Annotated in this window: 29 protein-coding genes; 4 read left to right on the top strand and 25 right to left on the bottom strand. The window is 49.4% G+C overall.

Translation table 11 applies throughout. From position 1 onward, the window contains the following. Positions 1-18 precede the first annotated feature (18 nt). The 7 genes from carB to amrA form a co-directional block, all read right to left on the bottom strand. Positions 19-3,252 (bottom strand): carbamoyl-phosphate synthase large subunit, encoded by a 3,234-nt coding sequence (gene carB / locus JOC37_RS01210; RefSeq protein WP_204615021.1) that lies wholly within the window; start codon positions 3,250-3,252, stop codon positions 19-21. A 2-nt stretch (positions 3,253-3,254) separates the two neighbouring features. Continuing rightward, the gene (locus JOC37_RS01205; RefSeq protein WP_204615020.1) at positions 3,255-4,442 is read right to left on the bottom strand and encodes an acetylornithine transaminase; all 1,188 of its coding nucleotides are present in this window, start codon (positions 4,440-4,442) and stop codon (positions 3,255-3,257) included. Next, positions 4,439-5,347, bottom strand: a complete 909-nt coding sequence (argB, locus tag JOC37_RS01200; protein ID WP_204615019.1) for an acetylglutamate kinase — start codon at positions 5,345-5,347, stop codon at positions 4,439-4,441. Before argB ends, JOC37_RS01205 begins: the two co-directional genes overlap by 4 nt. A 51-nt stretch (positions 5,348-5,398) precedes the next feature. Next, positions 5,399-6,613: a bifunctional glutamate N-acetyltransferase/amino-acid acetyltransferase ArgJ gene (argJ, locus tag JOC37_RS01195; protein WP_204615018.1), complete on the bottom strand. Its 1,215-nt coding sequence runs from the start codon at positions 6,611-6,613 to the stop codon at positions 5,399-5,401. A 52-nt stretch (positions 6,614-6,665) separates the two neighbouring features. Continuing rightward, complete coding sequence (gene argC, locus JOC37_RS01190; RefSeq protein WP_204615017.1) at positions 6,666-7,706, bottom strand: N-acetyl-gamma-glutamyl-phosphate reductase; 1,041 nt, start codon at positions 7,704-7,706, stop codon at positions 6,666-6,668. 84 nt (positions 7,707-7,790) lie between these two features. Beyond that, a complete protein-coding gene (gene amrS / locus JOC37_RS01185; RefSeq protein ID WP_204615016.1) occupies positions 7,791-8,786 on the bottom strand; it encodes an AmmeMemoRadiSam system radical SAM enzyme in 996 nt (331 codons plus the stop codon). Between the two features lie 147 nt (positions 8,787-8,933). Beyond that, positions 8,934-10,331 carry an AmmeMemoRadiSam system protein A gene (gene amrA, locus JOC37_RS01180; protein ID WP_338017318.1) on the bottom strand — a complete coding sequence of 466 codons (1,398 nt, stop codon included), beginning with the start codon at positions 10,329-10,331 and terminating at the stop codon, positions 8,934-8,936. Positions 10,332-10,553: 222 nt separating this feature from the next. On the opposite strand from amrA, the gene fliK reads away from it, so the two are divergent. From fliK to JOC37_RS01165, 3 genes are all read left to right on the top strand, one after another. Next, positions 10,554-11,057, top strand: coding sequence for a flagellar hook-length control protein FliK (gene fliK / locus JOC37_RS01175; RefSeq protein ID WP_204615014.1), 504 nt, complete (start codon positions 10,554-10,556; stop codon positions 11,055-11,057). Between the two features lie 2 nt (positions 11,058-11,059). Continuing rightward, entirely contained in the window at positions 11,060-11,356 is a 297-nt protein-coding gene (locus tag JOC37_RS01170; RefSeq protein WP_204615013.1) for an EscU/YscU/HrcU family type III secretion system export apparatus switch protein, read from the top strand. Positions 11,357-11,436: 80 nt separating this feature from the next. Beyond that, positions 11,437-12,411: a hypothetical protein gene (locus JOC37_RS01165; RefSeq protein ID WP_204615012.1), complete on the top strand. Its 975-nt coding sequence runs from the start codon at positions 11,437-11,439 to the stop codon at positions 12,409-12,411. A gap of 77 nt (positions 12,412-12,488) precedes the next feature. Here JOC37_RS01165 and JOC37_RS01160 read toward each other — a convergent pair whose 3' ends face one another. Beyond that, positions 12,489-12,899, bottom strand: coding sequence for a universal stress protein (locus JOC37_RS01160; protein WP_204615011.1), 411 nt, complete (start codon positions 12,897-12,899; stop codon positions 12,489-12,491). A 344-nt stretch (positions 12,900-13,243) separates the two neighbouring features. On the opposite strand from JOC37_RS01160, the gene JOC37_RS01155 reads away from it, so the two are divergent. Then, complete coding sequence (locus JOC37_RS01155; protein WP_204615010.1) at positions 13,244-13,414, top strand: hypothetical protein; 171 nt, start codon at positions 13,244-13,246, stop codon at positions 13,412-13,414. On the opposite strand, the gene cwlD is transcribed toward JOC37_RS01155, so the two are convergent. The 17 genes from cwlD to secY form a co-directional block, all read right to left on the bottom strand. Further along, the gene (cwlD, locus tag JOC37_RS01150; RefSeq protein WP_204615009.1) at positions 13,411-14,160 is read right to left on the bottom strand and encodes an N-acetylmuramoyl-L-alanine amidase CwlD; all 750 of its coding nucleotides are present in this window, start codon (positions 14,158-14,160) and stop codon (positions 13,411-13,413) included. The two genes, JOC37_RS01155 and cwlD, sit on opposite strands and share 4 nt — an antisense overlap. A gap of 355 nt (positions 14,161-14,515) precedes the next feature. Beyond that, positions 14,516-14,908, bottom strand: a complete 393-nt coding sequence (rpsI, locus tag JOC37_RS01145) for a 30S ribosomal protein S9 (RefSeq protein ID WP_204615008.1) — start codon at positions 14,906-14,908, stop codon at positions 14,516-14,518. A 32-nt stretch (positions 14,909-14,940) separates the two neighbouring features. Then, positions 14,941-15,369, bottom strand: a complete 429-nt coding sequence (gene rplM, locus JOC37_RS01140; protein WP_204615007.1) for a 50S ribosomal protein L13 — start codon at positions 15,367-15,369, stop codon at positions 14,941-14,943. Positions 15,370-15,528: 159 nt separating this feature from the next. Beyond that, on the bottom strand, positions 15,529-16,269 hold the full coding sequence (gene truA / locus JOC37_RS01135; RefSeq protein WP_204615006.1) for a tRNA pseudouridine(38-40) synthase TruA: 741 nt from the start codon (positions 16,267-16,269) through the stop codon (positions 15,529-15,531). Positions 16,270-16,276: 7 nt separating this feature from the next. Then, positions 16,277-17,080 carry an energy-coupling factor transporter transmembrane component T family protein gene (locus JOC37_RS01130; RefSeq protein WP_204615005.1) on the bottom strand — a complete coding sequence of 268 codons (804 nt, stop codon included), beginning with the start codon at positions 17,078-17,080 and terminating at the stop codon, positions 16,277-16,279. A gap of 5 nt (positions 17,081-17,085) precedes the next feature. Further along, on the bottom strand, positions 17,086-17,952 hold the full coding sequence (locus JOC37_RS01125) for an energy-coupling factor transporter ATPase (protein ID WP_204615004.1): 867 nt from the start codon (positions 17,950-17,952) through the stop codon (positions 17,086-17,088). Then, entirely contained in the window at positions 17,934-18,800 is an 867-nt protein-coding gene (locus tag JOC37_RS01120) for an energy-coupling factor transporter ATPase (protein ID WP_204615003.1), read from the bottom strand. Before JOC37_RS01120 ends, JOC37_RS01125 begins: the two co-directional genes overlap by 19 nt. A gap of 111 nt (positions 18,801-18,911) precedes the next feature. Continuing rightward, positions 18,912-19,250 (bottom strand): 50S ribosomal protein L17, encoded by a 339-nt coding sequence (gene rplQ, locus JOC37_RS01115; protein WP_204615002.1) that lies wholly within the window; start codon positions 19,248-19,250, stop codon positions 18,912-18,914. 13 nt (positions 19,251-19,263) lie between these two features. After that, positions 19,264-20,214: a DNA-directed RNA polymerase subunit alpha gene (locus JOC37_RS01110; RefSeq protein ID WP_204615001.1), complete on the bottom strand. Its 951-nt coding sequence runs from the start codon at positions 20,212-20,214 to the stop codon at positions 19,264-19,266. Between the two features lie 52 nt (positions 20,215-20,266). Further along, complete coding sequence (gene rpsD, locus JOC37_RS01105) at positions 20,267-20,893, bottom strand: 30S ribosomal protein S4 (RefSeq protein ID WP_204615000.1); 627 nt, start codon at positions 20,891-20,893, stop codon at positions 20,267-20,269. 16 nt (positions 20,894-20,909) lie between these two features. Next, a complete protein-coding gene (gene rpsK, locus JOC37_RS01100; protein ID WP_204614999.1) occupies positions 20,910-21,299 on the bottom strand; it encodes a 30S ribosomal protein S11 in 390 nt (129 codons plus the stop codon). Between the two features lie 21 nt (positions 21,300-21,320). After that, the gene (gene rpsM / locus JOC37_RS01095; RefSeq protein ID WP_204614998.1) at positions 21,321-21,692 is read right to left on the bottom strand and encodes a 30S ribosomal protein S13; all 372 of its coding nucleotides are present in this window, start codon (positions 21,690-21,692) and stop codon (positions 21,321-21,323) included. A 20-nt stretch (positions 21,693-21,712) separates the two neighbouring features. Continuing rightward, positions 21,713-21,826 (bottom strand): 50S ribosomal protein L36, encoded by a 114-nt coding sequence (rpmJ, locus tag JOC37_RS01090; protein WP_087065200.1) that lies wholly within the window; start codon positions 21,824-21,826, stop codon positions 21,713-21,715. 23 nt (positions 21,827-21,849) lie between these two features. After that, positions 21,850-22,068: a translation initiation factor IF-1 gene (infA, locus tag JOC37_RS01085; protein ID WP_204614997.1), complete on the bottom strand. Its 219-nt coding sequence runs from the start codon at positions 22,066-22,068 to the stop codon at positions 21,850-21,852. 33 nt (positions 22,069-22,101) lie between these two features. Then, on the bottom strand, positions 22,102-22,383 hold the full coding sequence (locus JOC37_RS01080) for a KOW domain-containing RNA-binding protein (RefSeq protein ID WP_238480682.1): 282 nt from the start codon (positions 22,381-22,383) through the stop codon (positions 22,102-22,104). A gap of 34 nt (positions 22,384-22,417) precedes the next feature. Further along, the gene (map, locus tag JOC37_RS01075) at positions 22,418-23,164 is read right to left on the bottom strand and encodes a type I methionyl aminopeptidase (protein WP_204614996.1); all 747 of its coding nucleotides are present in this window, start codon (positions 23,162-23,164) and stop codon (positions 22,418-22,420) included. A 13-nt stretch (positions 23,165-23,177) separates the two neighbouring features. Further along, entirely contained in the window at positions 23,178-24,437 is a 1,260-nt protein-coding gene (gene secY / locus JOC37_RS01070; RefSeq protein WP_204614995.1) for a preprotein translocase subunit SecY, read from the bottom strand. Position 24,438: the final 1 nt, after the last annotated feature.

Below are 24,438 nucleotides of genomic sequence, written 5' to 3'. Positions count from 1 at the left end.
CTTTGTTGTTCGGTTCGGTCAGCGGGCTGCGTTACACGAGCCCGTTAATTTTTTAGAACAGCTCTTTGCCCCGTATTCCGCCAGGCTGACCGGCGTCAATGATGCTCCCTGCTGCAGGCTGTTCAGCGCTGCTGCCAGCGCCCTGGCGGTATCCAGTGATGTCAGGCAGGGTACTTTATATTCTGCTGCCGTGCGGCGCAGTTTAAAGCCCTTCCGGGTGGGTATTTTTCCCTTGGTGGGGGTGTTTACCACCAGTTGAATACCGCCGGAACGCACTGCCTCCAGCGGGTCGGTTAAAGTTTCCACCTGCAGCCCGGCGCTCTTAAGGGCTTGGGCAGTGTTTGCGGTGGCCGTTAGTTTGAAACCCAGCTGGGCGTACTGCCTGGCCACCGGTACAGCTTCCAGTTTATCCCGGTCAGCCACTGAAATCAGCACCGTGCCGGAAGGGGATATTTTAATCCCGGCAGCGGTGATGGCTTTGTAAAAGGCATAAGCGAAGGATTTGTCCACCCCCATCACTTCGCCGGTGGATTTCATTTCCGGTCCCAGGGATATTTCCACCAGGCCCAATTTTTCAAAGGAAAACACCGGTGCTTTAACAGCAATATGCTCAGACGCCGGCCCTAAACCGCTGGCGTACCCCTGCTGGGGCAGTGTTCTGCCCAGCATGGCCCTGGTGGCAATCTGCACCATCGGCACCCCGGTAACCTTGCTTAAAATAGGTACGGTACGGGATGCCCTGGGGTTCACTTCCAGCACAAATACCCCTTCTTCGCCCACCACGTATTGAATGTTAATTAACCCACAGATATTCAACGCCCTGCCGATGCGCAGCGTGTAATCCACCAGGCAGGCTGTTTCTTCCTCGCTGAGAGACTGGGGAGGATATACAGCAATGCTGTCACCGGAGTGCACCCCCGCCCGCTCCACGTGTTCCATAATGCCGGGGATAAAGATGTTCTTCCCGTCACCAATGGCGTCCACCTCTACCTCTTTACCCTGGATGTATTTATCCACCAGCACCGGGTGCTGGGGGGAAACCTGCACCGCGCTTTCCATGTATTTTAAAAGCTGCCCGGTGTTGTACACAATTTCCATCGCCCGGCCCCCCAGCACGTAGGATGGACGCACCAGCACCGGGTACCCCAATGCTTCGGCAATACCTTTAGCTTCTTCTACGGTGGCGGCAGTTTTTCCTTTTGACTGGGGGATATTTAAATCCCGCAGCAGCTGCTCAAATTTTTTGCGGTCTTCGGCAGTGTCAATGCTCTTCACCGGTGTACCCAGCACCTTCACTCCCAGCGCTGCCAGCCGGTTAACCAAATTAATAGCCGTTTGACCGCCGAACTGCACCACCACTCCCAGCGGTTTTTCTTTATCTATTATATTTAACACGTCTTCCAGCGTCAGCGGTTCAAAGTAGAGTTTGTCTGCGGTGTCGAAGTCGGTGCTCACTGTTTCCGGGTTGTTGTTAATAATAATGGCTTCCACATTTTCCTGCTGCAGTCCCCAAACGGAATGCACCGAGCAGTAGTCGAACTCGATGCCCTGGCCGATGCGAATGGGACCCGCGCCCAGCACCAGCACCTTCTGCCGGTCACTGACCGCCACTTCATCCTCGCTGTCATAGCTGGAATAATAGTACGGCGTGGCCGATTCAAATTCCGCCGCACAGGTGTCCACCATTTTGTAGGTGGGGCAGATACCAAACTGCCGGCGCAGTTCCCTTACTTCCAGTTCATCCAGCCCGATCAGCCGGCCGATACAGCTGTCGGGGAATCCCCAGGTCTTGGCCCGCAGCAGCAGTTCCGGGGCCGGCCCGGAACCGGCGGAGCGCAGTTCGTCCTCCAGCACCACGATGTTTTTTATTTTTTCCAAAAAATAATAATCTATTTTAGTCAGCTGGTGTACTTCCCGCAGGGTCCAGTAACGCCTGAAGGCTTCGGCCACTGCAAAAATCCGCTCGTCATCAGCCTTTTGCAGCTTGCTTTCCAGTTCCATTTCCGACCAGCTGTTGGAACCCTTCAGCTGCAGGCTGTCTACGCCAATTTCCAGCGACCGCAGTGCTTTCATCAGCGAGCCTTCAAAACAGCGGTCAATGGCCATTACTTCCCCGGTGGCTTTCATCTGGGTGCCCAGCACCCTGTCGCCGCTGCCAAACTTGTCAAAGGGCCAGCGGGGTATTTTGGTTACCACGTAATCCAATGCCGGTTCAAAGCAGGCACTGGTTTTGCCGGTAACGGGGTTTACCATTTCATCCAGCGTCAGGCCGATGGCTATTTTGGCTGCAATTTTGGCAATGGGATACCCGGTGGCCTTGGATGCCAGGGCGGATGAGCGGCTCACCCTGGGATTTACTTCAATGACGTAATAGCGGCAGCTGTGGGGGTCCAGGGCATATTGAATGTTGCAGCCCCCCTCCACCCCCAGCGCCCGGATTATTTTAACGGCTGCGGTGCGCAGCATTTGGTATTCTTTATCCGAAAGGGTTTGGGAAGGCGCCACCACAATACTGTCACCGGTGTGAATGCCGATGGGATCGATGTTTTCCATGTTGCAAATGGTGATACAGTTATCGGCACTGTCCCGCATCACTTCGTATTCTATTTCCTTCCAACCGGCCACGCTGCGTTCCAGCAGCACCTGGCCGATGATGCTCATTTTTAAGCCCCGGTGCACTATGTCTTTCAGCTGCTGCTCATTTTCCGCCACACCGCCGCCGGTGCCGCCCAGGGTATAAGCCGGGCGCACAATGACGGGATAGCCTATTGCAGCGGCAAACTCCAGCGCCTCTTCCAAACTGGAAACAATGGTGCTTTCCGGCACCGGCTGGCCAATGGCCAGCATGGTTTCTTTAAACAGTTCCCGGTCTTCCGCCCGCTTGATGGTGGCCAGCGAGGTGCCCAGCAGCTGTACGCTGTATTTTTCCAGCACTCCCTGCTCGGCCAGTTCCAGCGCCAGGTTTAACCCGGTTTGGCCTCCCAGGGTGGGCAGAATCCCGTCGGGGCGCTCCCGCCTGATGATCCGTTCTATATTTTGCCAGGTCAGCGGCTCGATATACACCCGGTGGGCAACGCCGGCATCGGTCATAATGGTGGCCGGGTTGGAGTTCACCAGCACCACCGCCACTCCTTCTTCCTTCAGCGCTTTACAGGCCTGGGTGCCGGCATAATCAAATTCTGCCGCCTGGCCAATGACGATTGGCCCGGAACCAATGACCATCACTTTTTTAATATCTTTCTTAACCGGCATAGCTATCCTCCCAATGCCTTATCCAGTATCTCTATGGCCGCATCAATTTCCTTTTCTTTAATAATCAGCGGGGGCAAAAATCGCAGCACGTTGTTGTTAACACAGTTGATTAACAGCCCCCTCTCCCGGCAGCGGTTGACAATGTCCGGGCCTTTGTCTTCCACTTCCACGCCCAGCATCAAACCGGCACCGCGCACTTCTTTTATCTGCCTGTGCCTTTGAGCCAGTTGGTTTAATTTATCTTTTAAATATTCTCCCATCACCCGGGCGTTTTCTATTACTCCTTCCTCCAGCAGCACCTGCACCGCTGCCAGGGCAGCGGTGCAGGCCAGCGGGCTGCCCCCAAAGGTGGAAGCGTGGTCCCCGGGCTGAAAAGCAGCGGCAGCATGCTCTTTGGCCAGCAGCGCCCCAATGGGAAAACCGCCGCCCAGGGCTTTGGCCAGTGTGATGATGTCCGGCTCCACCCCGTACAGCTGATAGGCTAAAAAATTACCGGTGCGGCCCAAACCGCACTGTACTTCATCAAAAATTAACAGCAGGTTTTTTTCCCGGCATAACCGGGCCACCCCCTGCAGGTATTCTCTGGTGGCCGGGTAAATACCGCCCTCACCCTGAATTGGTTCCAGCATCACCGCACAGGTATTGGGCCCGGCGGCCTGCTGCAGAGCCTCTAAATCATTAAAGGGTACATATTTAAATCCCCCGGGCAGCGGCTCAAATCCCTTTTGAAACTTGCTCTGCCCGGTGGCGGTAATGGTGGCCAGCGTGCGGCCGTGAAAGGACCGTTTGGCGGTAATAATTTCAAATTTGTCCGGCCCGTGGTGCAGCTTGGCATACTTGCGGGCCAGTTTAATGGCCCCTTCGTTGGCCTCGGCTCCACTGTTGCAGAAGAATACCCTGTCTGCACAGCAGTTCTCCACCAGCAGCCGGGCCAGCCGCACCTGGGGTTCAATGTAGTACAGGTTAGAAACGTGCATTAACGTGTCGGCCTGGCGCCAGATGGCTTTAACCACCCGGGGATGGCAGTGACCGAGGGAGTTCACTGCCAAGCCGCTGACGAAATCTAAGTATTCCTTCCCCTCCGCATCCCATACCCTGGCTCCTTTACCCTTTACCAGGGCCAGGGGCAGGCGTCCGTAGGTGTTCATTACATATTTGTTACCCTCGGCTATAATTTCTTTAGTTTTCAACGGTCATCACCTCCGTCACCGGCTACCACCATGGTACCCACTCCTTTGTCGGTGAACACTTCCAGCAGCAGTGAATGGGGAACTCTGCCGTCCAGTATATGGGTGGATTTCACACCGTTGTTTATGGCCGAAACACAGCATTCCACCTTGGGAATCATGCCCCCGGATATAATTCCCTGCTCAATCAGCCGGTTTATTTCGCCGGTATGGATCACCGACAGCAGTGAAGAACTGTCTTCTTTATCCCTTAATATTCCTTCCACGTCGGTAAGTATCATTAACTTGGCAGCCTTTAAGACCTCGGCCAGTTTACCCGCCACTGTGTCGGCATTAATGTTGTAGCTCTCACCGTCAGCGCCCACACCCACCGGGGATATTACCGGGATATAGCCCTCGTTTATCAGTGTGTGTACAATGGCCGGGTTAATGTTCTTTACTTCCCCCACGTAGCCCAGGTCACAGTTTTCCACATGACCGTCGGGGTGACGGAGGGTGCCCATTTTTTTGGCGGCTTCTATCAGGCCGGCATCTTTACCGGAAATACCCACCGCCCTGCCGCCCAGACTGTTGGCCAGCGCCACTATTTCTTTGTTCAGTTTGCCCGCCAGCACCATTTCCACTATTTCCATGGTTTCTTCATCCGTCACCCTCAGTCCGCCCACAAAGGTGCTCTCTTTACCCACCTTTTTCAGCATGGTGGTTATTTCCGGCCCGCCGCCGTGAACCACCACCGGGTTAATGCCCACAAATTTCATCAGCACCAGGTCGGTAATCACCGCTTTTTTCAGATCGCAGTTAACCATGGCATGGCCGCCGTACTTAATCACCACGGTGGAGCCATAAAATTTTTTTATATAAGGTAAAGCTTCCACCAGAATTTCCGCTTTGTCCAAAGCACTTAACATAGTGACTCGCGCCTTTCTAAAAAGATATATTCTGTTTAAATTCCCCACTCTTTAAGTTCTGTAGCTGCCGTTAATCCGTACATATTCATAGGTTAGGTCGCAGCCCCAGGCGGTGGCGCTGTATTCCCCTTCTTTCAGATCCACTGTAACGGTAACCCTGTCACTGCTCAAAATTTCGGCGGCCCTTTCTTCGTTAAAGGCCAGCCCGCCGCCGTCTTTGGCCACCTGTTCGTCACCGATGTAAATATCCACCCGCTGGGGGTCGAAGCGGGCACCGGAATAGCCCACCGCACACAATATGCGGCCCCAGTTGGCATCCTGGCCAAACACCGCGCATTTAAACAAGTTGGAACCGGCCACCGCCCTGGCAGCCAGGCGGGCATCTGCTAAAGTAGGGGCATTTTTAACCACCACTTCCAGCAGGGTGGTGGCTCCTTCACCGTCCATGGCTATATCCTGGGCCAGTTTGGTACATACCGCTGTCAGGCCGGCTAAAAAAATATTGTATTCCGGCGTCCCTTCTTTTATCGGCCGGTTCCGGGCCTCCCCGCTGGCCAGTATCACCACACTGTCGTTGGTGCTGGTATCCCCGTCCACCGTAATCATGTTAAAGGTATCATCAACCACCTGTTTTAAAGCGGCTTTTAACGTGCCCGCATCCACCGCCGCATCGGTGGCAATAAAGGCCAGCATGGTGGCCATACGGGGGTGAATCATTCCCGAACCCTTGGCCATGCCGCCGATGGTAACCGTTTCCCCGGCAATTTCTAATTTAACGGCATGTTCCTTAGTTATCAGGTCGGTGGTCATAATGGCTTGAGCCGCCTTACGGCCTCCGGCAGCGCTGAGTTCCCGGGCCGCCCTGGCAATGCCGGGTAAAATTTTATCCATCGGCATGGGCACGCCGATCACCCCGGTGGATGACACCAGCATGTATTTTTCATCCACCCCCAACTCTTTAGCCGCCGCCAGTGCCATGGCTTTGGCATCGTCCATCCCCCGGGAGCCGTTGCAGGCATTGGCGTTGCCGGCATTAATTACCACCCCGTGGGCACAGCCTTCTTTCAGGCGCTCCATGGATAACAACAGCGGTGCCGCCTTGACCGCATTGGTGGTAAATACCCCCGCCGCGCTGCACAGCCTGGGGTTATAAAGCAGCGCCAGATCGGGTTTTTCTTTTTTCAGGCCGGCATGAATGCCGCTGGCCAGAAAGCCGGGTACGGCGGTAAAACCGCCGGTAATTTCCTTTACATTGATAGTGCTCATTATCTGTTTCTCTCCCACCATGAAAAATTATTTTACTATGGCTTAAGTGTCTTTAAGGATACATCCCCACCACATCAAGCCCGCTCTTCTCATCCAGCCCAAACATCACATTCATATTCTGCACCGCCTGGCCGGAGGCTCCCTTCACCAGGTTGTCAATGGCCGACAAAACAATTACCCGGCCGGTGCGCCGGTCCACCGTCACCGCTATGTCGCAAAAATTACTGCCGGCCAGCGCCTTGGTTTGGGGCAGCATGCCCGGCGGCAGCACCCGCACGAAATATTCACCAGCGTAATACTGCCGGTACAACCGGTTAATTTGCTCGCTGTCCATTTGACATGTTAGGTTGGCGTAAATTGTACTGAGCATACCCCTGGTCATTGGCACCAGGTGCGGCGTGAAGCTGATTGTAACTTCACCGCCGGCCAGTTTGCACAGCTCCTGCTCCATTTCGGGAATATGCCGGTGGGCGGCCACTGCATAGGCCTGGAAATTATCGTTGACCTCTGAAAAGTGTGTTTTCAGCGACAACCCGCGGCCGGCCCCGGAAACCCCTGACTTGCTGTCAATGATAATGGTACCGGCATCGATTAAGTTGTTTTTCAGCAGGGGGGCCAATCCCAAAATGACGGTGGTGGGGTAGCAGCCGGGGTTGGCCACCAGCGTGCTGCCGGCAACTGCAGCGCGGTTAATCTCCGGCAGCCCGTAAACTGCCTGGGACAGAAGTTCCGGTGCCGTGTGTTTCACTTTGTACCAGTTATGATAGTGCTCCACGCTGTTCAGCCGAAAATCCGCCCCCAGGTCCACCAGTTTTTTCCCCTGCTTAACCGCTTGGGCAGCAATATCCATGGAGTGACCGTGGGGTAAGGCGGTAAAAATAACATCTGCCCCGGCCACCAGCTGCTCCAGGTTTAGTTCCTCACATTCCAACTCAATATAGTTATACAAATGCGGGTAGACCTGATAATAAGGTTTACCCGCATAACTTCTGGAGGTCAGCGCCACCAGTTCAACCCCTGGGTGCCGGGACAATATGCGCACCAGCTCTGCCCCGGTATATCCCGTAGCACCAACAACCGCAGCTTTAATCAAACAACCACCCCCGGTGACTAGTTAACTATGGATAAAATAATTATTTATAATTATACATTAAACTGTATAAAAATCAATAGGTGATTAGCGAATGACCTTAATTTTTCTGCCGCAGTGCTTGCAGTTGTTTTCCGCAGTTAATCCCACCACTTTTCCGTTATACCAGGTCCGGTTGATAACAATCTTGCCGCACCGGGGACAGTAGGTATTCATACCCCTGGGGTCGCCCAAATTTCCTATATACACATAGTCCAGTTTTTCCAGAGCTATCTGCTGGGCCCGTTTTAATGCTTCCGGCGGGGTGGGATCCAGTTCAAATTCAAAATTGGGAAAATAGCGGGAGAAATGCAGCGGTATTTCCGGGTCCAGGGCGGCCACCCAGTCCACCAGTTTTCTTATTTCTTCCTCCGAATCGTTAAGCCCCGGCACCAGCAGGGTGGTCAGCTCCACATGGCAGTGGGAATGAACCATTTCCACCGTGCGCATCACCGGTTCCAGGTGCCCGGTGCAGTTTTTTCGATAAAAATTATCGGTAAAGGCTTTTACATCTATGTTCATGGCATCAATATAGGGCAGCAGGGCCTTTAAAGGCTCCTCGTTGATGTAGCCGTTGGTTACCAGTACGTTTTTCAGGCCCTTCTCCCTGGCTAAACGGGCGGTATGAAAGACAAACTCGTACCACATGAAGGGCTCGGAATAGGTGTAAGCTATGCCCACATTGGGGTAAGGATCTTGTTTGGCCGCCACCTCTGCCACGTGCTCCGGAGTCACTTCAATGGTTTGAGGGTCGGCATGGGCAATGGTCCAGTTTTGACAAAATCCACAGCGCAGGTTGCACCCGGTGGTGCCCAGGGAAAGTATGTATTGACCGGGGTAGTAGTGGTAAAGGGGCTTTTTTTCTATGGGATCCATGGCATGGGCGGCCACCCGGTTAAAATTAAGGGTATAAAGTTTACCGTCCACATTTTTACGTACCCGGCAAAAACCGGTTTTGCCCGGGCGGATGGTGCAGTGTTTGGGGCACAGTTCACAATGCACTGAATTGTTTTCTTCAGAACGCCAAAACATTGCTTCCTGCATTTCAAATACCTCCTGAAAAAATGTTATCCTGCTGAGCCCGGCAGCTGCTCACTGAAAAAACCTTCGCTCCTGCAGATGGCCGCCGGGGCTTTTCATTTCCCGCTGCTGCCCTTTAGGGCATGGGGAAAAGGGCGGCCAAGCCGCCCTTTACTTATATCTAACCACCTCAAATCTTTCCAGCGCCGCATCCTCGTGCCGGCCTATCCCCGCCTTTTCTTTGGCAATGTCTACCTGTTCCCGGGCGGTGTCAATGCCCTCTAAATCCGGCAGCAGCAGGCCGCTTTTATTTCCCTTTCTCACTATCACACCGTATTTCTTGGGATCAAGCTGTTCCAGGCCGGAAACAGGTTCCGGTTCCGTTAAAACATCCACTGAATAAGTCAATTCATCCAGCTCTTCCGGCCGCACCGGGTAAAACCGGGGGTCATGTATGCCGGCATTTATGGCGTTGTGCATTACTTCCTGTACTAAGTCTTCCTGCTGGGGGTATACGGAACCTATGCATCCCCTCAGCTGGCCGTTTTTCTTAATGGAAACAAAAACAGCTGCCCGGCGTTTAAATTCGGGGGGAATTTCTTCCGATTTAATCTCCGGTTTGGGTTTGCCCAGCACGTAATTTTCCAGTGTTTCCCGGGCCAGTTTTACCAGAAAGCTCTCTTTTTCCCGCCGGGCTTTTAATTTCTCCCGGCGATTTTTTTCCATAGGCTGCAGCAGCAGTCTTCCATCATCATCGCCACCGGGCTGCAGTGAGGCCACCATATAGCCAACCCCAAAGGGGGCCTGGTAAGACAGCACCTCCGGCTGTACTGATTTACCATCCAGCGCCCCCATCATCATAATGATCGGCCTCAGCCCGCATTCCCCGGCTTTCTCCACCATATCCGGGTCTAAATTAATTAAGCTCAAAGCATCGGCAGAGCCAACCAGCCGCACAATTTCTTCATCAAATTTAAATGCCTCCGGTTCATAACCTGCCGGAGCACCGGGAGTAAGGCGGTGGGACAGGTCCCCGCTGGCCAGCAGGGCCACCCTGCGGTGCAGGGTTTCAGAAGCCCTGGCCACCGCGATACCGAAGCGGTATAACTGTTCAAAAGAAAACATCGACATGGATGACACCACCAGCGGCAGTTCCAATCCCGCCTGGCGCAGGAAATACAGCGGAACAGTTATACCGTGGTCCAATGACAGCTGCACGTTAAATTCCCCTGCCAACCGTTCATCCAGGGCCGCTGAAACGAGATTCAACTTTTCACACTGGGCAATAATCTCATTGGCCAACCGGGAATCGTTATCGCATTCAAAGGTAACCCCCGGAGCACCGAAAGCCGCCAAATCACCCCTCAGTTTCTCTGCCATATTGATCACTATGGCATCGGCAAATACCGGGCTGTGGGGAGATATCATCACCAGCACCCCGGCACCGCTGTCTTTAATGCGCCGCCCCAGTTCCAGCAGTGCCTGCCGGGTATCACTAACTTTATCCGCTTCCCTTTTTCCCACCTCCGGCACGGCAACGGGCGGGTGTGGAACAACACCGCAGTGCACAATGCTCAAGGCACCAACCTCCTTTTATGCCACATGCTGCATAAATTTTATTTTTATTTTCTTTTCTAAACCCTAAAGTCCTGCCGTATGTATTAACGATAACATTAATATATACCGCAGATGTAAAAGCAGGTGGTTGACCTGAATATTAACCGTATTTTACCCATAATTTTAAAGTTACAACATCAGCCCAAACACCAAAAACAAACGGGCAGACAAAATGTGCAAAATCAACAGGTAAAGGAAACCGTTAAAACACCCCGGGCATCTTTGTCAGCCACCAGGGCCGCTGAAAGCAGAGAAACCGGTAATAAACAGGCCCGGTCTTCCGGGGAGATACTTTACATACCGCTGCCGTTAAAAAGCGACTGCTTCAAGTCCGCACTATTCTTTATCCGGCAGTATAAAGAAAAAAAAGCAGGCCCAAGCAGTGACCGCAGCGGGGTTTTTATCAAACTGGAAACCTCCAACCTGGGTCTGCTGTGGATAGGACTTTTTTCTGTACCGGGTAAAGGTATAGTGGTACGGTTTATTGCCGAAAATCAATCCACCCGCCAGGCCATCAACGATATACTTCCCGCAGTCAAGGCTGAGCTGAAAAAGTCGGGCTACCGGGAAGCTGCAGTCTCCTGCCTGGTACAGCCCAACGTAAGCCGGTGCCAGGATATCGACCCGGCAGCGGCCAATGCCGGAGTGATAAAATCGCTGGTTGATTGGGAGGTGTAAGTTTGGATAACAAAAAGAAACCGGCCAGAAAAGTGGCGGCAGCGCTGAAATATAAATTGGGGGAAGATGACGCCCCCAAGGTGGTGGCCGCCGGGTATGGCCCCGTGGCCCAGAGAATTGAGGAACTGGCCCGGCAGGAAAATATACCCATCCACCGGGACAAAGTTTTAGCCCAGGCCCTGGCGGAACTGGGCATCGGTGCAGAAATTCCACCGGAATTATATGAGGCGGTGGCCAAAATTCTAATTCAAGTGGCCAGGCTGGATAGGAATATCCACAGCAGAGGGAGCGGTCACTAACCGGTGTAACAATTTTGTAACCAAATTCATTTACAAAAGTGATATATTAATTAGATAAAACATACGAAGGAGAAAAAATTATGCAGAAGATAATAATACCTATTTTAACAGCAGCCCTTATACTGGGCGGCTGCTCCGCAGCTAATACTGCCGGGGATAACGGCCCGAATACTAAAACAAGTCAAAATATAACCGCCAATCAACAACAAAATGTACCGCTGCCCCCGGAAAAAGCAGAAGAAATTATGTCTGAATACAAAAAACTGCTTCAGAATAATAAACCCTATCAAGTTATTCGCTTCATTGATGAAAATATAGCCCGGTTACCGCAGGTAAATGCGGGGGAAATGATTAGGCAGCTGGAAGAAATGCAAATTCAATACCAAGAACAATATACATACGCACTGTTCCAAGGAAACGGCGAAAACCAGCAGAAGCTGAACCAGCTTTTCCATTACCGCTTTGACAAGGATAAAATAAACGCTATTGAGAATAAAGATTTAAAATCTCTGGTTACGGAAATAGTCAACGGCGGGTATAAATTTGCCAGCTTTGAAGGGGAACTTTACCCCATCATAGATTATGAATACTTTAAAAAATATATACCCTATTTACCAGAGGACATGATAGCTTATATTGAAGTTATGTCCTTAGAGTCAAACAAACCCATGGCCAACGATGCCGGGCTGGTTATCTCCTGGGATCAGCTGGCTTATAGAACATTAAAAGCTGACAGGTTTTTATTAAAGTACCCGGAATCAGCAAGGCAAAAACAAATGGCGGATTTATATATGATGTATCTCGGGGCATATATGCATGGTTTAGACAACACCCCCATCTTTGATTGGGAAACGAAAAAATTAAGCAGTGAGGTTTTAAACAGCTATCAAAAGACAATTTCCCAGCACAAAGAAACCGGTACCGCCCAAATTATTTCTGAATATCTTCAGCTCATAGAAAAAAACAATTTTAAAATAGACCATAAAATACTTGACCAAGGTTATCAGCTTTATAAAAAAGCAGCTCAGGAGCTAAATTTGGACGGCTTCAACTAACTTAATCATACCAAAACAAAAGCCTATATCTTTAATTGCTGCATTAAAGATATAGGCTGAATTTTTTTATTCTTATCTTATTCTTTGCCGCAGTCCAGTGTCTTTGCGTTTTGCGGCACCACTGTTACCGGGCATTTGGCATGGTGAATTACATATTCACTGACACTGCCCAGCAAAATATCCTGTAAGCGGTTTAAACCACGGCGGCCCATTATCACCTGGTCATAGGGGCCGTTATTAGCGTAATAGGAAATAATCTTTCCCACTTCCTCCTCGCCTTTGTTAACCACTGTTTTAACAGCTAACCCCTCTCGAGCAAAGATGGCTTTGGTACGCTGAATAACCTTTTCCCCATCAACCTGATCATCTTCAACGGCTAAAAGGGTTACCTTCATACAAGGAACCAGCTTCATCAGTGAAGCGGTATATTCCGCTGCCCCCAAGGCACTTCTGGAACCGTCCGTAGGCAGCAACACACTGATTGCCATTTACTATTCTCCCCCCGTTAGGTATTAAATTACATTGAATAGTTTACCATGAATAGCACTGCAAAACAATTTAATTCTCCGGTAAATTAGCAGCAATCTCCTGCAGACTATATTATAGAGCCTTTCCCACCGGCAGCTGTTTATTAATATCCATTGGGCCATGATGCTGCGGCATTGTCAAAATAAACATACCCCATTGTTGTCACCTCAAAATTTAAAAGTTAATATAATGAATCATGGACCAGTGCTGTTTTAACCGTTAAAGCTATGCAGCGGTAGTGTTATTTGCCGCAGCTTTAAATGGCAGAATATTAAAGTTATGCTGTTTTACAGGGGTGTTTATAATGTACTGTACACTGATTCCGGAAGCCTTTTCCTTTCTGCTTGCCTTTAGTAAAAATGCCAAAAATGAGCGAACCATGCTTTTTGCCACCATAGAGGAAAAACCAAAAATATACATGCTTAACCTGCACGATATTACTATTAAAACCATTGGCAGAGTAATAGAGGATTAATTACTTTCATACTTTTCTGCTTTATCCGCATAATACTTGACTATACCGGCATAAATACTCCAGGCCATTTTAGACTGGTAAGCCGGGTCCAGCAGCAGTTTTTGTTCTTTGGGGTTGGTAATAAAACCGGTTTCCACTATTACTGTGGGCATGTTGGTATTCCTGGTTACATAATAGTCCACGCCCTTGGCTCTGCGTTTGGTATTGTCCAAGAGCCTTATAATTTCGTCCTGGATACATTCAGCCAGCATTTTACTTTCTTCTGAACCCGGTTGGTAAAATACCTGGGCCCCATGCTGTTTGGGGTCTGAAAAACTGTTGCAGTGGATGCTGATAAATAAATCCGCGCCGCGGTCATTGGCCAGCTTAACTCTTTTTGATAGATCCTCCCGGTGTTTGGCCGGCCATCCTTTAGTATCCGGGCTTGACAGGTGCACGTCGCTTTCCCTGGTTAAAAGCACCGCCGCCCCGGCCTGGCTTAATATTGTGGCCAGGCGTTTGGAAATTTCCAAATTAATCTCTTTTTCTTCCACCCCGTTGCCTGCTATTTTTCCCGGGTCCATGCCCCCGTGCCCGGGATCTATCACTATTACTTTATTGGCCACCGACCAGGACATAGTTGAAATAGATTTTTGTTCCACGCGTACCTGTGTCATTCCGTACAGTTTCACTGCTAAAACAGCTATTAAAATTCCGTAAATTAAGTAACGTTTGCGTAAGCGTATCACTTTAAAGTGTATTGACATTCACTACCACCCCTTATACTATCCTGAAAAATGGTATCTTACCAAGCCCGGCATATTCGCCTTCCCTGCCTCACCGCCGCCCTTCCCTTAATTTGGCTGCGGCTGATCCATAAAATGCGCAGGACGGCAGGGAAACTTCTCAACAAATGGTATGCAAAAAGCCCCCGTAAAATGCATCAATACATTTTACGGGGGCGGTAAAATTTATTTCTTTATACAGATCTCCTGATTAAACCAACGGGGTTTTGCATATGTATGCGTATTGCTGCATAAAATAAACCGCCAAGGGCAGTATCCCCCGACGGTTTTGTGCCATAACAAACACAGCAAATTTGTTTGACAATTTGATATTTGTCTAACGCTTGGAGAACTGAGGTGCACGGCGGGCTTTCTTTAAACCGTACTTGCGGCGTTCCTTCATCCGCGGGTCACGGGTTAAGAAACCGGCCCGTTTTAACACAGGACGCAGATTAGGATCTGCTTGTACCAGCGCCCTGGCAATACCCATTTTCACTGCACCGGCTTGACCGCTCACACCACCGCCGTGAACTTTGCACTTCACGTCAAAGCGGCCGGTAACGCCGGTAATTTCCATCGGTTGACGTACAATCATCTCCAGGGTTTTTCTACCAAAGTATTCTTCCAGTGTTTTATTATTAATTGAAAACTTACCTTCACCAGGTACCAGGTAAACCCGGGCTACTGCATTCTTTCTACGACCGGTACCATAAAATTGTACTTGGGCCACTCAAAAAGCCTCCTTCCATCAAACACGTTCTCTTAGAAATTCCAAGCCTCAGGCTTTTGTGCCTGATGCGGGTGTTCAGAACCACGGTATACTTTCAGCTTTTTAAACATTTTTCTGCCTAAGCGATTGTGGGGCAGCATTCCTTTTACTGCCTTTTCCACCGCTCTTTCCGGCTTTTTCTCCATAAACTCACCGTAAGCCATCTGCTTCAATCCACCGGGATATCCGCTGTGACGGTAGTACATTTTCTTTTTCAATTTATTACCGGTTAATACTGCTTTTTCAGCATTAACTACAATAACATGGTCGCCAGTATCTACATGAGGTGTAAAAGTAGGTTTATGCTTCCCCCGCAGAATGCGAGCTACTTCAGCGGCCAGCCTTCCCAGGGGTTTGCCTTCGGCATCAATCACATACCATTTGCGCTGTACTTCTTCTGGCTTAGCCATGAAAGTCTTCATAATTTATTTCCCTCCTTGCTACCTGGGCCGCCAGCAGAACGGGGCAACTGCTTCCGGCCACATATTTGTATTTTAATATATGGTGAAAATAGTGTCAAGAAAAACACGTTACCTGGCGTTTCATTATTCCGAAACCGCTATTCTACCCTTAGACGGTAGTTAATAATATATTTCATCCATGCACAGCCCCTGCGGCGGAGCAGTTGGGCCCGCTTTGGTGCGGTCTTTGCTTTCCAAAATGGTTTTAACATCCGCCGGCTTGATCTTTCCCAACCCCACCTGAATCAGTGTGCCGGTCATTATTCTCACCATGTTATACAAAAAACCGTTGGCAGTAAATTTTAAGTACAGGTAATCCCTTTCCCGTTTTACTCCAGCGGCAGTAATTTCCCTTACCGTTGTTTTCACAGGAGTACCCTGGGCTTGAAAGGATTTAAAGTCATGTTTACCCACTAAAAACTGTGCCGCTTCATTCATCGCTTTATCGTCCAGCGGCCGTGGTTCATGCAGGGCAAACCTCCGGCTGAAGGGATCCGGCAGGGGATGGTTGTAAATAGTATAGGTGTATGTCTTGCCCAGTGCTGAAAAACGGGCATGAAAATCCGCCGGTACTTCTTCAGCCTTCAGCACCACCACATCCCCGGGCAGCAGGGCATTTACTGCTAAAGGTACTTTATTCAGCGGCACAGGCCAAGAGTCACACTTGAAATTTACCACCTGACCCCTGGCATGCACCCCGGAATCTGTGCGACCGGCCCCGATAACCTGTATCCTTTGTTTGGCCAGCTTGGACAGGCTTTTTTCCAGCAGTTCCTGTATGGTAACATATTTTGTACCGCGCTGCTCTTGAAAACCATGATAATTTGTCCCATCATAGGCTACCGTCAATTTTATATTCAATGTGTTATCACCAACCTGCCAAACGAGCGCTGATTGATATCAACAAAAAAAGCAATGCCAGCGTTAGGGCGGCAAAATCTATTCTGCCCATTTTCATCTGTTTCATAGCCGTACGATTGTTTCCCCCGCGGTAGCACCGGGCTTCCATGGCCACCGCCAGTTCTTCAGCCCTGCGCAGTGAACCGGCCAGCAGGGGAACGATAAAGGGGATCAGGGCTTTAATTCTATCCACCGGGTTACCCCGGGTCAAGTCTGAACCCCTGGAGCGCTGGGCTTTGATAATTACTTCCGCTTCATTTATTAAAGTGGGAATAAACCTTAATGCAATGGTCATCATCATGGCCAATTCATGAACGGGCAGGCCAAATTTCTTCAAAGGACTAAGCAGTTTTTCCAATCCCCGGGTCAGGCCTATGGGCGATGTGGTAAGGGTAAGCAGAGATGCCAGCAGTACCAAAAAAAGCAGCCGGCCGGTCATCAACCCCGCTTTTTCCAGCCCCTGCCTGGTAACATCAAAAGCGCCCAGTGTAAACACCGGTTCCCCCGGTACGGCCAAAGCCTGAAAAATAAAGGTAAAAGCTATTAATATCCACAGCGGTTTCAATCCCTTAAAGGCATAAACGGCCGTTCCACCGGTAAATAACATCATTAACAGCAGATAACCCCCGGCGATGAGCAGACCATAAAAACCGGGCAGCAGCATTATTCCCACCGCGCTTACTATCACGATTACAATTTTACTTACCGGGCTTAAACGATGTGCCGGTGAATGTCCCGGTATAAATTGTCCCAGGGGAATATGCCCCAGCATATACACTAGCCTCCCGGTTTTTTCAACTGTTCCTTAACCTTAACAATTTCTTTCACCGCTTCATCCAGCCCCAGCACATCACTGCGTACAGGTATACCCCGCTGCCGCAGTTTCAGCATCGTCTTGACTTCTACAGGCACATCCAGGCCAATGCTGATTATTTTGTGCGCCTGCTTGAACACTTCCCGGGTTGTTCCTTCCAGAACAGCCCTTCCATCATCCAGCACCAGCACCCAATCCGCTAATCTGGCAGCATCTTCCATACTGTGAGTAACCATTATAATGGTGATATCATTACGCTGCTGCAGTTTTTTAAGGGTATTTAAAAACTGTTTTTTGCTTACCGGATCCATCCCGGCAGTTGGTTCGTCCAGCACCAGTATCTCCGGCTGCAGGGCCAGCACCCCGGCTATGGCCACCCGCCTTTTTAAACCACCGCTTAAGCTGAGGGGTGAGCGGGTTAAAATATTTTCCGGCAGTCCGGTATCATTAAGGGCCCTGTACACCCTGTTTTTAATTTCCTCTTTGCTTAAACCCAAATTTTTGGGAGCAAAGGCAATATCATCATAAACAGTTTCTTCAAACAGCTGCTGTTCCGGGTATTGAAATACCAGGCCAACCTGCCGCCATAATCCTGTTCTCACAGCTTTATCCGCGGCGTTGCGGCCCAAAATTTTAACGGTACCCTTCTGCGGAGCTAAAATGCCGTTAAAATGCTGCACCAGGGTAGATTTGCCTGAACCGGTGGGGCCAATTATAGCAGCAGTCTGTCCCCGGGCAATCTTTACAGATACATTTTGTAAAGCAGCTTTTTCAAAAGGCGTACCCCGGCTGTGTGTATAGCAGAGGTTTTCTACTTCAATTGCCCACATAAACCATCCACCAGCTCATCAATACTTAACGGCAGCTGTTGAAAATGAAACCCCACTGCCTTTAGTTTTTCAGCCAACTGTGCTGCCTCCGGCAGCACTAAACCGTACCCTTCCACCCGCTCTCTCCGGGCAAAAATCTCCCTGAGGGTGCCATCCATAACTATTTTCCCCTTATGCAGCAGCACCATCCGCTGAGAAAACACCGCTTCTTCCATCAAGTGGGTGATTAAAATAACGGTTACTTTCAGCTCCCTGTTAAGTTTGGTAACGGCCTGCAGCAGCTCCCTTCTGCCGGCAGGATCAAGCATGGCCGTGGGTTCATCCAGCACAATACACAGGGGTTCCATGGCCAGCACCCCGGCAACGGCCAGGCGCTGCTTCTGCCCCCCGGACAGTAAATGGGGCGGGCGGTCTTTAACCTCTGTCAGCTTTAAAAGATCCAGGTAATACCGCACCCGTTTTCTTATTTCCCCCGGGGGTAAACCTAAATTTTCCGGGCCGAAAGCAACATCCTCTTCAGACACTGCCGCCACCAGCTGGTTATCAGGATTCTGAAATACCATCCCCACCCGCCTGCGTATCTCCCAGACATTGTCTTCACAGCTTGTATCCAAGCCGTCTACCAGCACTTTACCCTTCTCCGGAAGGAGCAAAGCATTTAAGTGCTTGGCTAAAGTCGATTTTCCCGAGCCATTGCTGCCGGCAATGGTTACAAACTCCCCGCGTTTAATTTTCAAACTGCAGCCGGATAATGCCCGCACAAAACCGCCGTCACCCACCGGGTATGAGTAATCCACATTTTCTAAAATTATCAGCGGTTCATTGTTACCTGCTGCGGATGGCGGCACAGATTTCCCACCTTTCAAACACCCCTAAACGCCGAGAAGGAAATCGCAAAGCGATTTCCCACGACTTAAAACAAATACTATTTGGGGCGACCACACTTGGTGAGGCCGCCTTTACAGCAGTTCTAAAATCACCATCGGCGCTGCGTCGCCCCTGCGGAATCCAATCTTTACAATACGAGTGTATCCACCCGGACGATCGGCATGTCTTGGTGCAATATCGTCAAATAACTTGCGCACAACTTTTTTATCGTAAATATATTCCAAGCACTGGCGTCTGGCATGCAGATCATTCCGCTTAGCCAGGGTTACCAGTTTTTCAGCTATACTCTTAACTTCCTTAGCCCTGGTTTCTGTGGTTTCAATGCGGTTGTCCCGGAACAGGGAAGTTACCAGGTTGCGCAGCATAGCTTTACGGTGACCGGTGTTGCGACCTAACTTGCGATAGCTCACCGTTCTCCCTCCCTTACTCGTCGTCTTTCCTTAAACTAAGTCCCAACTCACTGAGCTTGTTAACAACTTCTTCCAGGGACTTCTTACCCAAGTTGCGCACTTTCATCATTTCCTCTTCCGAACGTTGTGTCAGTTCTTCCACCGTGTTGATGCCAGCACGCTTTAAGCAGTTATATGAACGTACAGACAGGTCCAGCTCTTCGATGGACATCTCCATAATTTTGTCCTTTTGTTCTTCCTCTTTTTCTACCATGATTTCTACGTCATTGGTTGCTTCAGTTAGATTGATAAACAGCTGCAGATGCTCACTCATTATTTTAGCAGCTAAGCTGGTTGCTTCATCCGGGCTTATGCTACCGTCAGTCCAAACTTCCAGTGTTAGTTTGTCATAGTCAGTAATCTGTCCCACTCGGGTATTCTCCACGGTATAATTTACCTTTCTAACGGGAGTAAACGCCGAGTCCACAGGAATTACCCCTATAACATGCTCACCTTTCTTATTCTTTTCAGCTGATGCATAACCCCGGCCCCTGGCCACAGTAATTTCCATGTACAGGCGGCTATCCTCCGCTAAACTGGCAATGTGCAGTTCAGGATTTAATATTTCCACATCGGCATCAGCTATAATATCCCCTGCGGTAACATTACACTCACCCTGAGCTTCTATCCGCAGGATCTTTTCGTCTTCTTCCCCGGTTAATTTAACACACAGACCTTTAAGGTTAAGAATAATGTCCGTTACATCTTCCCTAACACCTGGAACTGTTGAAAATTCATGCAGCACGCCGTCTATTTTAACCGATGTCACCGCTACCCCGGGTAGCGATGACAGCAAAATACGGCGCAGGCTGTTGCCTAACGTGATACCGTAACCCCGTTCCAGGGGCTCCAACACGAATTTTCCGTAATTGCCTTCTTCATTTACTTCAACACATTCAATTTTTGGTTTCTCAATTTCCAACATTTACGGTAACCCTCCTTTGGCCGGAAAGAAGCAAACCGCTTAACATGCCGACCTACCTGGAATAAAGCTCAACGATAAGATGTTCTTCAATGGGAACATCAATTTGTTCCCGGGTGGGGAGGGCCACTACTCGACCTTTTGCCTGCTCTGCGTCATACTCAAGCCATGCCGGAGGGGTCTTTTCACCGGCCCGCTCCATCAACTCTTTGATTCTCGGGGAATTTTTGCTCTTATCCTTGACTGTAATTTCATCGCCAACCTTAACCAGATATGACGGTATGTTAACCCTGCGACCATTAACTTCAAAATGCCCGTGTAAAACCAGCTGACGGGCCTCGTTACGGGAAGCACCCAAACCAAGACGGTATATTACGTTGTCCAGACGACGTTCTAACAAACGAAGCAGGTTGGTACCTGTTACACCAGGCTGACGGGCTGCTTCTTTAAAGTAGTTCCTAAACTGCTTTTCCAGAACACCGTATAAACGGCGCGCTCTTTGTTTTGCACGCAGCTGCAAACCATACTCAGAAACTTTTCTACGAGATTGACCGTGCTGACCGGGTGCATAACTGCGTCTGTCGATGGCACATTTACCTGTATAGCAACGATCCCCTTTTAGGTAAAGCTTAACGCCTTCACGCCGACAAAGTTTGCATTGAGCACCAGTATATCTAGCCATATTTACTCACCCTCCCTTAAACTCTCCGACGTTTTGGCGGCCGGCAGCCGTTATGCGGAATGGGAGTAATGTCTTGAATCATGTTTACTTCCAAACCTGCTGCTTGCAGTGAACGAATTGCCGCCTCACGGCCGGCGCCCGGGCCTTTAACCTTTACTTGAACGGTTTTCATACCGTGATCTATGGCCGCTTTGGCTGCTTTCTCCGCTGTCATCTGAGCAGCAAAAGGTGTGCTTTTCCGGGATCCCTTAAAGCCCACCTGGCCGGCTGATGCCCAGGCAATAGTGTTTCCCTTTGGATCAGTTATAGTTACAATGGTATTGTTAAATGAAGATTTAATATATGCAATACCTGATTCAACATTTTTTCTTTCACGTCTTCTAGGACGTGCTGCACGACGGGCCATGTATTACACTTCCCTCCTAGCCTACTTCTTTCTGCGTACACCAACAGTTTTCTTCGGACCTTTGCGTGTACGTGCGTTGGTCTTTGTCTTTTGACCCCGCACCGGCAGCCCACGACGGTGCCTTATACCGCGATAGCAGCCAATTTCAATCAACCGCTTAATATTTAAAGCAACTTCTCTCCGCAGGTCACCTTCAACCTTCAGGTTTTTATCAATATATTCACGCAACCTGTTAACTTCTTCTTCGGTCAGATCCCGCACTCTGGTGTCCGGGTTCACACCGGTTTGAGCTAATATCTTTTTGGATGTGGAATGACCAATACCATATATATAGGTCAGGGCAATTTCCACCCGTTTATCCCTGGGCAAATCCACCCCGGCAATACGTGCCATCTGTTATGAACACCTCCAATTTACCCTTGCTTTTGCTTATGCTTGGGGTTAACACAAATAACCATAACTTTACCTTTACGGCGAATAATTTTACACTTTTCACAAATTGGTTTCACCGACGGTCTTACTTTCATGTTGCACCCTCCTTCACTGGGTGTTACTTATACCGATATACTATTCTTCCTCTTGTTAAATCATAAGGAGACAATTCCACCATTACTTTATCACCGGGCAGTATGCGAATAAAATTCATCCGAATTTTACCGGATACATGCGCCAGTATTTTATGACCATTAGCCAGTTCCACCCGGAACATGGCATTCGGAAGAGGTTCTATCACGGTACCCTCTACTTCAATAACATCACTCTTTGACATTAGTCTATATACGCCCCCTTTACTCTTCCCTGGTTAAACACTCTCACTGCTCTCCCTATATTTTGTAATACTATCTCTAATGTCCCCATTCCTGATTTTCCCACCGGCTGGTATGCCGGCAATAAAGGGAAGTTTTCTCAAGTGTTTAATATTTTTTTTCTTGGGATTTTCAACCCTGCGTACGCTCCCATCTGCAACCCACACACGGTTGTCTTCAGCCGACCCTATAACCAGATAAAGTTTACCTTTATCCCGTCCGGCAGTTGAGCAAACTAATTGCCCTACTTTAAAATCAACGTCCTTAATTTTAGGCACCTCCCACAACCTCTTCGGTCAGTGGTCCGCAGGCTTATAATTTCGTTAAAATTTCAGGCACATCATCTGTTATGGCAATAGTATGCTCAAAATGGGCTGACAATTTCTTGTCTCTGGTGACCACCGTCCAGTTGTTGGGAAGAGTTTGCACCTCAAATGTGCCCACATTAACCATCGGTTCTATAGCTAATGTCATACCCTGTTTGAGCCGCGGCCCACGTCCAGGGCGGCCAAAGTTGGGTACCTGTGGTTCCTCATGCAGCTTACTGCCTATACCGTGGCCCACATAATCACGTACCACCGAAAAGCCATGAGCCTCTACATAACTTTGTATGGCATGGGATATATCCGACAGGCGGTTTCCACTTACCGCATTATCTATCCCAATATACAGGGCCTGTTCGGTTACCCTCATAAGCTCCAACGCCTCATCACTTACCGACCCCACCGGCAGAGTTCTGGCGGCATCCCCGTAGTATCCATTTATTTCCGCTCCAAGGTCAATACTAATAATATCCCCAGTTTCCAGTTTTCTTAAACCGGGTATCCCATGTACCACTTCTTCATTAACAGAGGCGCAAATGGTAGCGGGAAATCCATATAAACCCTTAAAGGCCGGCCTGGCACCGTGCTTGATTATAAAGTCCTCGGCCACGGTATCCAGTTCCTTTGTACTTATACCCGGCTTTACGGCCTGCTGCAGTTCCCTGTGTGTTTCCGCTACCAATTTGCCTGCATCACGCATGTAATTAAGTTCTCTTTCTGATTTACAGCTAATCATACATATCCATCCCTTACTTAATAAATCCTTGATAGCTGCGCATCAGTAAGTGAGACTCAATCTGTTTCATAGTATCAAGGGCCACACCTACTACAATGAGCAGTGACGTACCGCCAAACCATATACCGGGTATTTGGGTCAATGCCAGCACAAAATTGGGCAGGATGGCTATAAATGCCAGGAACACCGCCCCGGCCATGGTAATTCTGCTTAACACCTTGGAAATATACTCAGCAGTGGGTCTGCCCGGCCTTATGCCGGGAATAAATCCACCGTTTCTCTTGATGTTTTCTGCCATATCCAGCGGGTTCATAATTACAGCGGTGTAAAAGTATGTGAACCCAATAATTAACAAAGCATAAACAATGGTATTCAGAACTGAGCCGAATCCCAAATATTTAGCATACCACTCTGCTAAGCCGGCGCTGCCAAACCACTGAACCAGCTGCTGCGGAAACATTAACAATGATGAGGCAAAAATTACAGGAATAACACCGGCCTGGTTAACTTTAATCGGCAGGTGTGTTGTCTGCCCGCCGTAAACCCGGCGGCCCACAACCCGCTTGGCATACTGTACCGGAATACGGCGCTGCCCCTGCTGTACAAAGACAATACCAGCTATAACAGCCAGGGCTATTACTACCAGCAGCAGGATGCTGAGAATGTTTATGGTACCCGCTGCCAACAGTTTATACAGGTTTACCAGTGCCGACGGAATACGGGATACAATACCCGCAAAAATGATCAGTGAAATACCGTTGCCAATTCCCTTTTCCGTAATTTGTTCCCCCAACCACATCAAAAATATCGTACCTGCGGTCAGGGTAATGGCTACAGCAGCATAGGAAAAGGGTCCCGGATTTTCCAGCGCACCTTTTAAGTAGATGGATAACCCGATAGCCTGAATAAAGGCAATTACCGCTGTAAAGTACCTGGTATACTGGGTAATTTTTTTCCGTCCCTCTTCCCCTTCTTTGGCCAGCTGCTCCAAGCGGGGAACAACCACCGTCAGTAACTGCATAATAATTGATGCGTTAATGTAAGGGAAAATACCCATGGCAACCACTGAAACATTTTTAAACGCGCCACCGGAAATAACATCAAAGAAACCCAACAGCGCATTACTGTTGGCCAGTTCCTCAAATACTGTCGGGTCAACGCCGGGCACAGGAATGTGCGCGGCAACCCTAAAGACCAGCAGCATGGCCAACGTAAACAGCAGCTTGTTTTTCAATTCGCTTACTTTTAACGCATTTTTTAAGCTATTAAGCAAG

This window comes from Desulforadius tongensis, from assembly GCF_016907915.1.
Lineage (GTDB): Bacteria > Bacillota > Desulfotomaculia > Desulfotomaculales > Desulfohalotomaculaceae > Desulforadius > Desulforadius tongensis.
Note: the sequence above shows the minus strand (reverse complement) of the source record. Positions and strands in the feature narration are given on the sequence as shown.